Source organism: Brevundimonas sp. SPF441 (genome assembly GCF_009661015.1).
Taxonomy (GTDB): Bacteria; Pseudomonadota; Alphaproteobacteria; order Caulobacterales; family Caulobacteraceae; genus Brevundimonas; species Brevundimonas vesicularis.
Genome location: NZ_WJWX01000027.1, coordinates 18,129 through 31,918, shown reverse-complemented (window position 1 = coordinate 31,918; position 13,790 = coordinate 18,129). Strand labels below are relative to the sequence as shown.

Below are 13,790 nucleotides of genomic sequence, written 5' to 3'. Positions count from 1 at the left end.
ATGTCGGTTTGGGCGACCTCCGCTCTCGGCGAAGGGCACGGCAAACCCACAATCGGCTCTAAAGGATCAGTCGCTGCGACCAAGACCTCCGGCGGCAATGGAGCGTAGCGCTGGCCCCTACCCTGACGCCGCAGTACGTTCGATCGCGTCCCTAAGACTGCGACCGACCCGAACCTCAGCATCCCGTTTACGGCGCCCGCAACACCCGCTTCGAACTGGCCGACTGCGCGATCGATACGGGCACGAAACTGAGGATCCGTCTCTGACCTTTGTCGCCCCAAATAGGCGAGCGACCCGAGCCAGATCAGGACCGACAGCCATGCGCCTTGGACGAAGCAGAGACTGGCCCAGTCGAGATGAGGCGCGATCCAATAGGCGCGTCTCAGCTCCTCCGCAGTGAGCTCAACCACGCCTCCGTAGGGATGGCGAAGCGGAACGGTGTGGAGCGAGGAGCTGTCCAGCAGCGACTGAAGATCGGCCTCAAATGCGCGGAGGCTGAAGCCGATCGCCGTCGCCCCGGCGCGCCAGCTTACGATGCCCCAAACCACCACCAATCCTGCATGCAGCCATCGTGTGGCTCGGCGCTCTGCGACGACGTAGGACCGCATGATCAACGAACGTCGAAGGAGCCCACTTGGTCTCCGCGCTTCAAATGGTGGGCGGCGAAAGCATGATACAGGCTCCAGAGCCGTTCATCGCTATCGGTATAGTACCAGCCGAACGGCGACGTGGGTTGCGGGCCGAACATTTTCTCTGCGGCGATGGTGATGTCCTCTTTGATTCCAGTGAGCGGGCCTGTCGGCGACAGTTCCGGCTCGAACAGTTTCGCCGCAATCAGCAGAGACAAGCTCGCGTTCACGAAGCCAAAATAAGCCGCGCTCTTTGTGAAGTAGTTTTCCTCCGTCGCGCGATATTCCCGAATGATGAGCTCAGCGAGCTCGCTGATGGTACAGTGGGATTTTGCGGAATAGCCGCGAAGGAAGTCCGCACTCTCGGCCGAGAGCCGGAGGTTCACGCGGTGCTTGTGCAGCTTCCTAGATGGTTTTGGCCCCATCGGCATGAATGTGTCCTTGGAAAGAGCGAGTTGGCCAGATACGCATAATCGCTCGCGCGATGGAATGAAAACGTAATTTTGTTTTCTTGACCCCCTCCCGTTTGGTGCTAGGCTCAGCACATGACCGGCTACTTCCCCCCCTCACATCTGCAGGAAACGCTCTTCACGGCGTCAGAAGCCTGGAAGATCACTGATGTTAATCCCCCGGTGCAGCGGGACTGGAGAACACGAGGATTGTTGGCCAAAAACGAGGGTTGGACCCGCTTCACCCCTGAAGACCTCATCCACGTCGCGCTACGAGATGCGATGAGACACCTCGGCCTCCCGCATACAAGCCCAGACGTGGACCTTCGCAACGCCGCACTACAAGCACAATCCTGGGCCGCAGTGTATCCAGGTGCAGTTGGGCACAAGGTTGGGACGAACTCCGAGGACCATCCCGTCAGATCATTAATGCCTAGCGCCCAGTTCCGATTCGCCGCGACGACAACGCCTTGGCAAGACTGCGCTTCACTTGAGCTCTTTGCTGATTTCGACGACCTAAGAGAAATGCTTGCGGCTGAGGATGGTAGGTCCGGCGTTGCTATTATCGATTTGAAAGCAGTCGGCCTCAAGGTTGCGGAGCGGGCTGGAAAAAAACTGTGGCTTGTTGCCCGCGGACCGTCAGCCGAAGCCATAGCGTTGGCTCGAGACGCCGCTCGCAATGGGGATGAACTTGCAAAAGAGGCGCTCCGAGACGCAGGCTTCAAGTCGGAGTTCTCAAAGTGACCGGCAGACGCACGCAGACGCCATCGACCATTTTGGAGCCACGCGGCCTAAACCGAGAGCAAGCGAGCCTATATATCGGCATCAGCGTCTCGAAGTTCGATCAACTCGTGCTCGACGGCCGAATGCCAGCTCCCAAACGGATCGACACTCGAAAAGTCTGGGACCGACACGCCTTGGACACCGCATTCTGGGCTCTTCCGGACGATGGACCCGATCGCGACGTGAATCCTTGGGACGCGGCGGCGTGAAGAAAAAGCCGAAGAACGTCAGCCTCTATCGCGATGCACGAGGCAAACCTCGATGGCGCTTTCGGCGTGTCGGCTGCCCCGAGTCACAGACTACTGAGCCGTTCGGATCGGAAGCTTGGTGGACTTGGTACACTGCCGCTTCCACGGCCCAGCCCAGGCCAGTTGCGGAGAGCCGTAGCGTGCCGGGTTCCATCCATGCTCTCGGTGTCGCCTATTATGCGTCGGCCGATTTCAACGGGCTCCGGCCCAACACCCAGCGCACTTACAAGGGCATCTTCGACCGGTATCGCGACAAGTACGGCGCCAATCCGGTCGCGCTCCTAGAGCCGCGTCACATTCGCGCGCAGATGGACGCCATGGCGGCGACCCCGGCCGCAGCGAACAATATGCTGAAGGTGCTGCGGGCGGTAATGCGCTTTGCTGTCGACAGGGGTTTGGTGCGCACCGACCCAACGATCGGCGTGCGGATGCTGCGGTACCGGAGCGAGGGCTTCCATACCTGGACCGAAGCCGAGGTCGATGGTTTCGAGGCCAAATGGCCCGTTGGGACAAAGGAGAGGCTGGGTTTCGACCTGCTGCTTTACACCGCCCAACGCTCAGGTGACGTGCGTCAGATGACCGTCCATCAAGTCCGTGACGGACGTGTTTTGGTGCGGCAGGAAAAGACAGGCCAACTGGTCGATATCCCACTGCATCCGCGGCTTCAAAACTCGCTGGCGGCGCACAAAGTCGAGCACTTGGCGCTGCTGACGACTCAGTACGGCAAGCCATTCACGGAAAAGGGTTTCGGAAACTGGGTGAGCAAGGCGGCGGAACGCGCCGGGCTGCCGCACTGCTCGGCCCACGGCCTACGCAAAGCAGCGGCCCGCCGTTTGGCTGAAGCCGGATGCTCAGCCCATGAAATCATGGCGATCACTGGCCACCAAACCCTCAAGGAAGTCGAGCGCTACACGCGCGAGGCCGGTCGACGCAATCTCGCCGATTCCGCCATGAAGCGGATCGGCTGAGCCAACGAAACAAGAACAGTTTTGTCTAACAACACCCATGCGCGTTAGACATATCAGGAGTTATAAGACTGATTATGCTCGGAAATATTAAGCAGGTGGCGGACAGAGAGGGATTCGAACCCTCGGTAGGCTTTCACCTACACACGCTTTCCAAGCGTGCGCGATCGACCACTCCGCCACCTGTCCGTTTCACGCTGCGTCTTGCGCGCCGCCGGAGGTCGATCCGGCGGGAGGCGGGCCTGATAGAACACCCTCGCCCCCTCGGCAAGCGCCTCTCGCATCCCCATATGGACTTCAACGTCATTTTCCGATGAGGGAGCCGCAAATGCTGTTCAAGAAGACTGCCGAAATGCCCAAGCCCGAGACGGCCCTGCCCGGCCGCGCCGAGCCGCTGGACACCGATGTGAACCACTATGTCAGCGGCAACCCGCTGAAGGGGCCCTATCCCAACGGTTTCCAGACCGCCATCTTCGGCATGGGCTGTTTCTGGGGCGTGGAGCGCATCTTCTGGCAGTTGCCGGGCGTCTGGGTGACCTCGGCCGGCTATTCCGGCGGGATTACGCCCAACCCGACCTATGAAGAGACCTGCACCGGCCGGACGGGTCATACCGAGGTGGTCAAGGTCGTGTTCGACCCGAGCGTCATCACCTATGCCGAACTGCTGAAGACCTTCTGGGAGAACCACGACCCGACCCAAGGCATGCGCCAAGGCAACGACATCGGCACCACCTATCGCTCGGCCATCTACACGCTGAACGCCGAGCAGCAGGCCGAGGCCGAAGCCTCTCGCGACGCCTATCAGGCCGCCCTGACCCAGGCCGGGCGCGGGACGATCACCACCGAGATCGAGCCGGCGGGCGACTATTTCTACGCCGAGGGTTATCACCAAGGCTATCTGGCCAAGAACCCGGCTGGATACTGCGGCATCGGCGGGACCGGCGTGGTCTGCCCCATCGGGGTCGGCATCGACGCCTGACCCATGCGACGGCCGCCGGGTTTCAACCGGCGGCCAGTCGGCCTATGGATCGGCGAAAAATGGGAGCGCTCATGTCCGCCTTCGTCCATCCTGACGAGATCCGCAGCCGGTTTTCGGCCGCCCTGTCCGCCATGTACCGGGCCGAAGTGCCGCAATACGGCGACCTGCTGACGCTGGTGGCGGACATCAATGCGCAGACGTTGAAGGCGGATGCGGGCGGTGCGGACCGGCTGGCGGCGTCCGGCGAACTGGCGCGTCTGTCGGAGGAACGCCACGGCGCCATCCGTGTCGGCACGGCCGATGAACTGGCCACGATTGCGCGCGCCTTTGCGGTCATGGGGATGGAGCCGGTCAGCTATTACAACCTGGCCCCCGCCGGGGTGCCGGTGCATTCGACCGCCTTCCGCCCCGTCGATCCGGCGGCCCTGGCGCGCAATCCGTTCCGGGTCTTCACCTCGCTGCTGCGGCTGGAGTTGATCGAGGACGAAGCCTTGCGCGCGGAAGCGGCCGAGACCCTGGCCCGCCGCGACATCTTCACCCCCGGCGCGCGTGAGCTGATCGAGACGGCGGAGGCCGCCGGCGGTCTGGACGAGGCTCAGGCCGATCGTTTCGTGTCCGAACTGCTGGAGACCTTCCGCTGGCACGCCCAGGCGACCGTCAGCGCCGAGACCTACGAACGGCTGGTCGCCGCCCACCGACTGATCGCCGATGTGGTCAGTTTCAAGGGGCCGCACATCAACCATCTGACGCCGCGCACGCTGGATATCGATGCGGCCCAGGCCGCCATGCCCGCACGCGGCATCAGCCCGAAGGAAACCATCGAGGGTCCGCCCGCCCGCGCCTGTCCGATCCTGCTGCGCCAGACCAGCTTCAAGGCGTTGCAAGAAGCCATCACCTTCCCCGGCGCCGACGGCCCCACGGCGGGCGCCCACACCGCCCGCTTTGGCGAGATCGAACAGCGCGGCTGCGCCCTGACCCCCTCCGGTCGCGCCCTGTATGACGAGGCCCTGGCGAAGAAGGACTTCTCCGCCCTGCCCGACGACTGGGACGCGCTACGACGCGCCGACTTGGCCTGGTTCCGTTATCGCGCGACGTCTGAGGGGCTCGCCGCCCGCGCCGAGACCGCCGATCTGGACGCCTTGATCGCCTCGGGCCATGTCGTCGCCGAACCCATCACCTATGAAGACTTCCTGCCTGTCAGCGCCGCCGGCATCTTCCAGTCCAACCTGGGATCGGAGGCCCGCGAAACCGCCTATGCCGTCGATCCCGCCAAGGCCGATTTCGAACAGGCGTTGGGCCGCTCGGTCCAAGACGAGATGGCCCTGTACCGCGCTGAACAGGACGCCTCGATCACAGCGACGCTGAAGGCCTTGGGCCTGACGGAGATGGTCTAGTCCGTTCAACCGGATGCGGGGCTGGCGGCGCCCCGCGTCCATCCGGCGTCTTGCCTGATGCGCAGACGCGGATCATAGACGCGGCCGTGAACCCGCCCGCTTCCCCGACCCAGCGCCGTTACGATCTCGACTGGATCCGGGTCGGCGCCTTCGGCCTGTTGATCCTGTATCATGTCGGCCTGGTTTACGGGGTTTATGACTGGCACATCCACAGCGCCCACACCTTCGAGTGGATGCGCGAGGCGATCCTGGTCACCAATCCCTGGCGGCTGACCCTGCTGTTTCTGGTGTCCGGCGCCGCCCTGCGGTTCATGACGTTCCGGCGCACCCCGCGCGAGGTCGCTCGCGCCCGGTTCGAGCGGCTGGTCCCGCCGCTGATCTTCGGCGCCCTGGTTCTGGTGCCGATCCAGTCCTGGATCGAATCGATGGACAAGGGCGGCTGGCCCGGCGGCGTCGCCGGCTTCGTCGCCTGGCTGGGCCATGAGTTCAGTTGGAGCGGTCTCGCCGACGGCGTACCGGTCAACCATCTGTGGTTCATCGTCTATATCGCCGTCTACAGCCTGATCGCCGTCGTCCTGTGGCGTCAGCCCGGCCTGATCGAGCGCTTGGGCAACGGGCTGGAGAAGGCGCTGACAGGCCCGCGTCTGCTGATCCTGCCGATCCTCTATCTCTTCGCCATCCGGTGGCTGCTTTTTCCCTGGTTCGGCCTGACCAATACCCTGCACAACGACTGGTACAATCACGCCCTGTCGCTGGTCGCCTTCCTGTTCGGCTTCAGCATCGTGGGGCGCGAGAGCCTGTGGCGCACGATGGAGCGGTATCGCTGGATCGCCCTGGCCCTGGCGGCCGTCGCTCTGCCGATCATGATGGTCCAGGTCTGGCATCCCGGCGCGCGGGCCTTCTGGGGCGTGCCCAAGGCCGCCGTTTACGGCATCGACCAATGGGCGGTGATCGTCGCCATCCTGGGCTTCGGCTATCGCCATCTGCGCGACCGGGGCGGCCCTGCGCTCAACTATCTGACGCAGGCGACCTTTCCCCTCTATCTGGCGCACCAGACGGTGCTGGTCGCGGCCGTCTGGATCATCCGCCCGGCGAACCTGCCGGCGCCGATCGAACTGCTGTCCCTGATCGCCGTCACCTTCGTCGGCAGTTTGGCGATCTATGAGGTCGTGCGGCGCATCCCGGCCATTCGCCCCTTGTGGGGGCTGAAGCCCTTAGACGGCAGGCCTTGGCCGCTGGACCTTCAGGCCCTGCTGAGGCCGCAGGTTCGCTATCACCGCCGTCGTCGTCTGCTGGGCGTCGGCGTCGCCGCGCCGCTTCTGGCCCTGACGGTGGTCGCCGTGGCTATCCTGGCCTATCCCGGCTTCAACAATGCGACCCAGTATCTCAGCGAACTGGGCGGGGCGACGGCCAAGGCGCCGATCATCTTCAACGGCGGGGTCTTCGTCGCCGGCGTCATGGCCGGGCTGGCGGGAATCGGCTTTGGTCTGGCCATCTACGCCCTGACCGGCGCGCGGGTCGCAGCTTGGGTCATCGCCATCGTCTTCATCCTGGCCGGCGGCGGCATGTCGGCCTCGACCCTGTGGCCCTGGCCCGATCCGCGCCACATGGTCATCAACCTGGCCCTGGGCATCCAGCTGGCGCCGATGCTGCTGCTATGGGGGTTGGCCAAACGCCGCGACCTGCCGCGCCTGAAGCTCTTCCTCGCCGTCACCTTCGTCGTCATGGCGATCCTGACGGTCCTGACCAAGCACCTCGTCTTCCCCGGCACGGTCAACGACGCCAACGTCGGCTGGTGGGAGCGTCTCTACGCCATCGTCCTGGTCTGCTGGGTGGGGGTTGCAGCCTGGGTGCTGGATCGTAAACTGCTGTCGGTCGCCACGGAGTCGCCGCACGGCCGCCCGGCTTGCGCCCCGTTCGACGTTCCGGCCTGACTTCACCCCCACATTTTTTTGGTTTCATCAACATTGCGTGATTGAAAGTCGCGCGAATGTGATCGATTATGCAGGTCGTGTTGCAGTGCAGCACTCCGCGTCGTCCCCAGCCCTCGGGACGACATCCGGTTCACTCGGGGGCGTCCAGAGCGGCATGAACAAGCTGGCGATCCGGCCTGTCGAACAGGCTGAAATCGAGACGACGATCCACGGCGCGCAAACGCCCAGCTGGTCGTGGCTGCCCGACGAGGCGCCGCTGGCCATGCCGGTTCAGTCCCTGTCCGCGCCCGACGCCGTCGCCGACGTGACGCCCGCGACCTCGCCGCGCACGGTTGCGACGCGCCGCCTGGCCCTGCTGGCCGGCACCATCGTCCTGACCGGCCTGTCGGCCATCACGCCCTTCTACCTCTATGCCCGCAAGGGTTGGGACGGCACCGAGATCCTGGCCTTCAGCCTGTTTATGGTCCTGATCACCGCCATCTCCTGCTGGTTCGTCAGCGGCCTGATGGGCCTGTTCGTCATGCTGCGCGGCAAGGATCAGGCGGACCTCGCCTTCTCGCCGCATCCGCCGATGCCGCGCACCCGCACCGCCCTGCTGATGCCGCTGTACAACGAGGACGCCCGTTCGTCCCTCGCGCGCCTGTCCCAGATCGATTCCTGCCTGGCGCGTCTGGGCGCCTCGTCGGCCTTCGACATCTTCGTGCTCAGCGATTCGACCAAGGAAGACGCCGCCGCCGCAGAGCGTTCGGTGTTCCAGTCGTTCCGCATGGCCGCCAACTCCAAGGCCTTCTACCGTCGCCGCACCGACAACGCCGAGCGCAAGGCCGGCAACCTGGCCGAATGGGTCCGTCGTTTCGGCGGCGCCTATGAGAACATGATCGTCCTAGACGCCGACAGCACCATGGCCGGCGAGACCCTGCTGCGCATGGTCGACGCCATGGAGCGCAACCCCGGCGTCGGCCTGATCCAGACCGCCCCGGTCATCATCAAGGCCCGCACCATCTTCGCGCGCGTGTCGCAGTATTCGGTGCGCCTGTACGGCCGCGTCGCCGCTGCCGGCCTGGCCTACTGGACCGGTTCGGAATCCAGCTACTGGGGCCACAACGCCATCATCCGCACGCGCGCCTTCGCCGCCTGCTGCGGCCTGCCGCACCTGAAGGGCCGTAAGCCCTTCGGCGGTCACATCATGAGCCATGACGTCGTCGAGGCCGCCCTGATGCGCCGCGCCGGCTGGGCCGTCCACGTCACCGCCTCGCTGGACGGTTCGTGGGAAGAGACCCCGCCGTCGATCACCGACTTCATCCGCCGCGACCACCGCTGGTTCCAGGGCAACCTTCAGCACCTGGGCCTGATCACGGCCAAGGGCCTGTCGCCGATGAGCCGCCTGCAGCTGCTGATGGGCTGCATGGCCTATCTGTCGTCGCCCCTGTGGCTGGCGTCGCTGATGGTCGGCCTGTTCATCCAGATGTTCTATCCAGTCGACTGGACCAGCTTCTTCTACATCCTGAACCCCCAGTTCACGCCCTTCATGCTGGCCTCCTTCCTGTCCGGCGTGCTGCTGATCGGGCCCAAGTTCATGGGCGCCGCCCTGGTCCTCAGCCGTCCGGCCGAGTTGCGCGCCTTCGGCGGCCGCCGAGCCATCGCCAAGGGCATGGCGGCCGAGATCGCCCTGTCGGCCATCCTGGCCCCCATCCTGATGGTCGCCAACACCAAGGCCTTCATCCAGATCGTCTCGGGCCACGACACCGGCTGGTCGACCCAGCAGCGCGAGGCCGACGGCCTGGCCTGGTCGGACGCTTTCCGCGCCATGCGCTGGCAGATGATCGCCGGCATCGGCTTCCTGATTCCGCTGGCGGTTCGTCCCGACCTGGCCACCTGGTTCGCCCCCATCGTCCTGCCGCTGCTGCTGGCCGCGCCGATCACCGTCTGGACCTCGCGCGTCCGCTCGGGCGACAAGCTGGCCGCCAAGGGCTATCTGGTCACCCCGGTTCAGGACGGTGTCAGCGTCTCGCCGGCCGTCCTGCACACGCCGCGCTCGCCGCTGCGTGCGGTCGCCGGCGGCGTCCTGGCCCCCGTCGCCGCGCCTGCGATGGTCCCGGCGCGCGCGCCCGAGCGGTAATCGACCGATGCGTGGCGGCCACAGTGTCGCCACAACCGTTACAGCAACGCTCGACGGCAATCTCGATCGGCCTCACCCTAGGGTCCTGTCGTTTGCGGGAGACGTGATTCCATGGCCAAATCCACCGGTTCCGACGCCAAGCCTGACCTGCGGCTCGTCGCGGCCGAGGCCGAGATCTACGACCTGATGAAAGCGCCCGAAACCACCGCCGACCGCGTCAAACGCCTTCAGCTGGAAGCCCACGCCCTGGCGTTGGAAGAAATCGAAGGTCTGGAGCGTCTGCTGCTCGAAGCCGCCGCCAAGGCCAAGGCCATCGCCGACGGCGGCGACGCCTATCCGGTCGGCGCCCGCGAGATCGCCTCGCGTCTCGCCGCCGATCTGCCGACCAAGGCCGAGACCATCAAGACCATCGTCCACCGCGTCGGCTGAAAAAACCGAAGCTGGGCCGTCGGAACGACCCGCCCGCCCGTCCGCTTTCCTGAGGACCCCATCTTCAGGAGACGACCCCATGGACGACCGGACCCACGCGCGCGCCGAAGACATCGCCGATCAGGAACGCGCCATCCAGCGCGACATCGACGCAAAGGACAAGGCGTCCGGCGATGACAAGCCGTCCGGCGCGATGCAGGCCGGCGCCCGCCCCTACCCCGAACCGCCCTTCCCGAAACAGCACCAGACCAAGCCCGGCGACGAGGCCGCGCTCGATCCCGCGCCGATGTACGACGCCCCCTTCTGGAAGGGCTCGGGCAAGCTGGACGGATTCGCCGCCCTGATCACCGGCGCGGATTCCGGCATCGGCCGCTCGGTCGCCGTCCTGTTCGCGCGCGAAGGCTGCGACGTCGTCATCTGCCACCTGGACGAGGACGCCGACGCCGAGACCACCAAGGCCGCCGTCGAGGCCGAGGGTCGCCGCGCCGTGGTGCTGAAGGGCGACGTCTCCGACCCCGCCTTCGCCGAGATGGCGGTCAAGGCGACGCTGGACGCCTTCGGCCGCCTGGATGTCCTCGTCCCCAACGCCGCCTTCCAGGAACACGTCAGCGCCTTCGAGGACCTGACCTACGAGCATTTCGACCGCACGCTGAAGACCAATCTCTACGGCTATTTCAATATGACCAAGGCGGCGGTCCCGCACATGAAGGCCGGCGGCGCCATCGTCATGACCGGCTCGGTCACCGGTCTGATGGGCAACAAGGATCTGCTCGACTATTCTCTCACCAAGGGCGGCATCCACGCCTTTGCCCGTTCGCTGGGCACGCATCTGGCGCCGCGCGGCATCCGCGTGAACGTCGTCGCCCCCGGCCCGGTCTGGACCCCGCTGAACCCCGCCGACAAGGATGCCGAGGCGACCTCAAAGTTCGGCGCTGACACGGTGATGAAACGCCCGGCCCAGCCCGAAGAGATCGCGCCCGCCTACGTCTTTCTGGCCTCGCCCCAGATGTCCAGCTTCATCACCGGCGAGATCCTGCCGATCATCGGCGGCTACGCCGGCGGCTGAACCGAAACCGCCGCCCTGCGGTCGCAGGGCGGCGGCATCGCCTAGGCTAGCACGTCGTCGTAATCTGGGTGCCGCTTGTGCCAGGCGACGGCGTAGCTGCAGCGTGGAAACAGCTTCAGCCCCGTCTGGCGCGCATGATCGGCCAGCGACTGCATGAACCGCCCCGCCGCGCCTGATCCGCGCAGCGACGGCTCGGCCTCGACATGCAGGATGATCCGGGCATCGCCCTTCACGGCATAGTCGGCCCAGACCAGGCCCGCGCCCTTGTCGTCGTCGAACGCCTGTTCGAACCGGTTGTCGCCTTCGACGTCCTTGAACTGTCCCATCGGGTTCTCCTTTGACGGATCAACCGCCAGGGCCGCGGGGACGTTCCCTTAGCGTCAGATCGGCCCTTAGATCGGCTTGTCGTTCAGCAGGTTCAGCAGGCCGATCACGCTCTTGATCGTGAACCAGACGCTCAGCAGGAACCAGACCAGCAGGAACAGCAACAGGAACGGAATGCCGATCAACACGAATGACGCCAAGGCGCTGACGAAGATCCCGACCCAGGCCGCGATGGTCCACCAGAAGACCGACCAGAACAGCCGGATCTGCGCCTCGATATGCTGGCGCGCCACGCCCGTCGCCGTCCCGCGCGTCACATAGGACACCACCAGCCCGATCAGAACCAGCACATTGGCGCTGGGGATCGACAGGATGAACAGGGCCCAGGCGATCAGCGCCCCGACCTTGCCCTCGGACGGCTGCCCGGCGATGAAATTGGGTTCGTTCGTCATCGTCGATCCTTCAGAACAACAGGCTGCGGGGGTGAGGAACGGCCTGTCCGCTCTTCAGTTTCAGCACCCCGAACGCACCGCGCGCCAGGACCCAGATCGCCAGGGCGAACAGCACCAGCACGCCGATGTTGACCACGATCAGAAGGGCACCGACGACCGCCGCCCCGACTGCGCCCACGATGGTGCGCTGCTGATAGACGGCATGGCTGTGCTCCAGCGGATCCGTCGCCCCGTCGCGCCGCATCACCGCCAGCAGGGCCACCAGGCACGACACGCCCAGCGTCGGCACCGCCAACAGGATCAGCACATAGATCGCATACAGCCGCATCGGCACGACCGGTCCTTCGCGGCGCGGCGCGGCCTCGGCCGTCAGACGCTGGCGCACCGCGCGCACGGCCGGCGCCGGTTCTGCCTCGACAGGCGTCGGCTCGCACCGGGGCGGAAACGGCGCCGTCGGCCGGGTCGTCGGGCCAGACCGGTCGAAAGGCCCCGGCTCGGGCGGGTCGAACAGGTCTGGTTCGCGCTCCTCGGTGGTAAACGGCTCCGGCTGGCGCTCACGCGCACGGCCCGCCAGCGACGCAGGCGAGACGAAGCCGACCTCGGCGTCATGATCGTGGTCGTGATCGCGGGGCGCTGCTGGGTCTTTCGGATCGCCGGGTTCGGCCATGAACAACGCTTCTGTCACGCCGGACGCCCGGCTGGAATCTGCCGACGACAATGGCGGTCGGCGCGGCGCGAAGCAACCGCCCTTACCGCCCCAGCACGATCTCGCAGCCTGGCGCCGCCACCGCCACTAGGGCGCCCGGCTTTTCAATCCGCACCGTGGCGCGCTGCACGCGGCCGTCCTCCAGGCACGCCCGCGCCAGCCGTTCGGCGAAGGTCTCAACCAGCCCCACATGCCCCTCTGCGGCGATGGCGCGCGCGGCGTCCGCCACGGTCTCATAGTTCATGGTGTCGCCCAGCCGCTCGATGGGGCGCGGCGCCAGCTCCAGCGTCACATCGATCACCAGCCGCTGCAGCCGCCCCTGCTCGTGATCATAGACCCCGATCCCGGCCTCGACCTCCAGCCCGCGCACGAACACGCTCAGCCGCTCGAATCGCAGCGGATCGTCCGCCGGAACCGGCGTCGCCAGAGGAGAGGAAACCACGCGCTACTCCTGGATGTCGGGGGTGCGCCAGGCCAGGTGCTGGCCCCCGTCGACGGCGATCATCTGGCCCGTGACCATCCGGGCGTCAATCAGCCACAGCACCGCCTCGGCCACCGCCTCGGGGCTGCCGGGTGTTTCCAGCAGGGTGGCGCGCGCCTCGGCGGCGAATTCTTCGGTCGTCTGGTGGATGGACGGCAGGGTCGGCCCCGGCCCCACCCCATTGACCCGGATGCCGGGCGCCAGCGCCTGGGCCAGGGTCTGCGTCGCCCACCACAGGCCGTTCCGCGACAGGCTGTAGGAGAAGAAGCGCGGATCCGGCTTCAGCACCTTCTGGTCCAGCAGATTGACGATGGCCCCCTCGACGGCTTGTGCCGCGAACGCCTCGGCCAGCACGATCGGCGCCCTCAGATTGGTGCCGAGATGCAGGTCCCAGCTGTCGCGCGTCAGCGCCCCGATCCGGTCGTCCTCGAACACCGAGGCGTTGTTGACCAGCACGCTGACCGGCCCCAGCGCCTCGACCGCCGCCGGGATCAGCGCCCGCACCCTGGCCTCGTCCGTCAGGTCCGCCTGCAACAGGCACGCGCGCCGCCCCAAGCCGGCGATCTCGTCGGCCAGGGTCCGGGCGTCGTCGCCCGACGCATGATGATGGATCGCCACGTCGAACCCGGCCTGGGCCAGCTTCAGACAGATGGCCCGCCCGATCCGCCGCGCCGCGCCCGTGACCAGGGCGACGCCCCTCTCAGAGCGAGCAGCCGCCTCAGTCAACCCGACCGAACTCGAACACGTTGAACGCCGCCAGAACGGCGATGAAGCCGAAGATGATGCCGAGAGCCAGCATGGAATGCTCCTGTTGTCCGTCTTGGCTTAGAGC

Annotated in this window: 14 protein-coding genes and 1 tRNA gene; 8 read left to right on the top strand and 7 right to left on the bottom strand. The window is 66.0% G+C overall.

The window, feature by feature from the left end; translation table 11 throughout:
• Positions 1–610: 610 nt before the first annotated feature.
• Positions 611–1,060 (bottom strand): hypothetical protein, encoded by a 450-nt coding sequence (locus GGC30_RS13825; protein WP_153925367.1) that lies wholly within the window; start codon positions 1,058–1,060, stop codon positions 611–613.
• A gap of 114 nt (positions 1,061–1,174) precedes the next feature.
• Here GGC30_RS13825 and GGC30_RS13820 point away from each other — a divergent pair, with 114 nt between their 5' ends.
• Together GGC30_RS13820 and GGC30_RS13815 are read left to right on the top strand one after the other, a co-directional pair.
• A complete protein-coding gene (locus GGC30_RS13820) occupies positions 1,175–1,822 on the top strand; it encodes a helix-turn-helix domain-containing protein (protein WP_153925364.1) in 648 nt (215 codons plus the stop codon).
• A 427-nt stretch (positions 1,823–2,249) separates the two neighbouring features.
• A complete protein-coding gene (locus GGC30_RS13815; protein WP_153925361.1) occupies positions 2,250–3,077 on the top strand; it encodes a tyrosine-type recombinase/integrase in 828 nt (275 codons plus the stop codon).
• A 96-nt stretch (positions 3,078–3,173) separates the two neighbouring features.
• Here GGC30_RS13815 and GGC30_RS13810 read toward each other — a convergent pair.
• Positions 3,174–3,263, bottom strand: a tRNA-Ser gene (locus GGC30_RS13810).
• A 139-nt stretch (positions 3,264–3,402) separates the two neighbouring features.
• Here GGC30_RS13810 and msrA point away from each other — a divergent pair.
• The 6 genes from msrA to GGC30_RS13780 all read left to right on the top strand — a co-directional run bounded on the left by msrA (position 3,403) and on the right by GGC30_RS13780 (position 10,995).
• Positions 3,403–4,053 carry a peptide-methionine (S)-S-oxide reductase MsrA gene (gene msrA / locus GGC30_RS13805; protein ID WP_066624350.1) on the top strand — a complete coding sequence of 217 codons (651 nt, stop codon included), beginning with the start codon at positions 3,403–3,405 and terminating at the stop codon, positions 4,051–4,053.
• 71 nt (positions 4,054–4,124) lie between these two features.
• Positions 4,125–5,447, top strand: coding sequence for a VOC family protein (locus tag GGC30_RS13800; protein ID WP_153925358.1), 1,323 nt, complete (start codon positions 4,125–4,127; stop codon positions 5,445–5,447).
• 86 nt (positions 5,448–5,533) lie between these two features.
• Positions 5,534–7,381 carry an acyltransferase family protein gene (locus tag GGC30_RS13795; protein WP_370452002.1) on the top strand — a complete coding sequence of 616 codons (1,848 nt, stop codon included), beginning with the start codon at positions 5,534–5,536 and terminating at the stop codon, positions 7,379–7,381.
• A 154-nt stretch (positions 7,382–7,535) separates the two neighbouring features.
• Positions 7,536–9,500 (top strand): glucans biosynthesis glucosyltransferase MdoH, encoded by a 1,965-nt coding sequence (mdoH, locus tag GGC30_RS13790; protein WP_153925352.1) that lies wholly within the window; start codon positions 7,536–7,538, stop codon positions 9,498–9,500.
• 111 nt (positions 9,501–9,611) lie between these two features.
• On the top strand, positions 9,612–9,929 hold the full coding sequence (locus tag GGC30_RS13785) for a hypothetical protein (protein ID WP_055753103.1): 318 nt from the start codon (positions 9,612–9,614) through the stop codon (positions 9,927–9,929).
• 79 nt (positions 9,930–10,008) lie between these two features.
• Positions 10,009–10,995 (top strand): SDR family oxidoreductase, encoded by a 987-nt coding sequence (locus GGC30_RS13780; RefSeq protein WP_153925349.1) that lies wholly within the window; start codon positions 10,009–10,011, stop codon positions 10,993–10,995.
• Between the two features lie 41 nt (positions 10,996–11,036).
• Here GGC30_RS13780 and GGC30_RS13775 read toward each other — a convergent pair whose 3' ends face one another.
• The 5 genes from GGC30_RS13775 to GGC30_RS13755 form a co-directional block, all read right to left on the bottom strand.
• A complete protein-coding gene (locus tag GGC30_RS13775) occupies positions 11,037–11,321 on the bottom strand; it encodes a GNAT family N-acetyltransferase (RefSeq protein ID WP_052689639.1) in 285 nt (94 codons plus the stop codon).
• A gap of 66 nt (positions 11,322–11,387) precedes the next feature.
• Complete coding sequence (locus tag GGC30_RS13770; protein ID WP_153925347.1) at positions 11,388–11,771, bottom strand: hypothetical protein; 384 nt, start codon at positions 11,769–11,771, stop codon at positions 11,388–11,390.
• 10 nt (positions 11,772–11,781) lie between these two features.
• On the bottom strand, positions 11,782–12,438 hold the full coding sequence (locus GGC30_RS13765; RefSeq protein ID WP_228763749.1) for a hypothetical protein: 657 nt from the start codon (positions 12,436–12,438) through the stop codon (positions 11,782–11,784).
• A gap of 82 nt (positions 12,439–12,520) precedes the next feature.
• On the bottom strand, positions 12,521–12,919 hold the full coding sequence (folB, locus tag GGC30_RS13760) for a dihydroneopterin aldolase (RefSeq protein WP_370452001.1): 399 nt from the start codon (positions 12,917–12,919) through the stop codon (positions 12,521–12,523).
• Between the two features lie 3 nt (positions 12,920–12,922).
• Positions 12,923–13,684, bottom strand: coding sequence for an SDR family oxidoreductase (locus tag GGC30_RS13755; RefSeq protein WP_153925344.1), 762 nt, complete (start codon positions 13,682–13,684; stop codon positions 12,923–12,925).
• Between the last annotated feature and the right edge of the window lie 106 nt (positions 13,685–13,790).

Bases quoted from the DNA above. Each gene is read 5' to 3' on its own strand.
- GGC30_RS13785 (WP_055753103.1), top strand. From the start codon at position 9,612: ATGGCCAAATCCACCGGTTCCGACGCCAAGCCTGACCTGCGGCTCGTC.
- mdoH (WP_153925352.1), top strand. From the start codon at position 7,536: ATGAACAAGCTGGCGATCCGGCCTGTCGAACAGGCTGAAATCGAGACG.
- GGC30_RS13770 (WP_153925347.1), bottom strand. From the start codon at position 11,771: ATGACGAACGAACCCAATTTCATCGCCGGGCAGCCGTCCGAGGGCAAG.
- GGC30_RS13825 (WP_153925367.1), bottom strand. From the start codon at position 1,060: ATGCCGATGGGGCCAAAACCATCTAGGAAGCTGCACAAGCACCGCGTG.
- msrA (WP_066624350.1), top strand. From the start codon at position 3,403: ATGCTGTTCAAGAAGACTGCCGAAATGCCCAAGCCCGAGACGGCCCTG.
- GGC30_RS13765 (WP_228763749.1), bottom strand. From the start codon at position 12,438: ATGGCCGAACCCGGCGATCCGAAAGACCCAGCAGCGCCCCGCGATCAC.
- GGC30_RS13775 (WP_052689639.1), bottom strand. From the start codon at position 11,321: ATGGGACAGTTCAAGGACGTCGAAGGCGACAACCGGTTCGAACAGGCG.
- GGC30_RS13780 (WP_153925349.1), top strand. From the start codon at position 10,009: ATGGACGACCGGACCCACGCGCGCGCCGAAGACATCGCCGATCAGGAA.
- GGC30_RS13800 (WP_153925358.1), top strand. From the start codon at position 4,125: ATGTCCGCCTTCGTCCATCCTGACGAGATCCGCAGCCGGTTTTCGGCC.
- GGC30_RS13820 (WP_153925364.1), top strand. From the start codon at position 1,175: ATGACCGGCTACTTCCCCCCCTCACATCTGCAGGAAACGCTCTTCACG.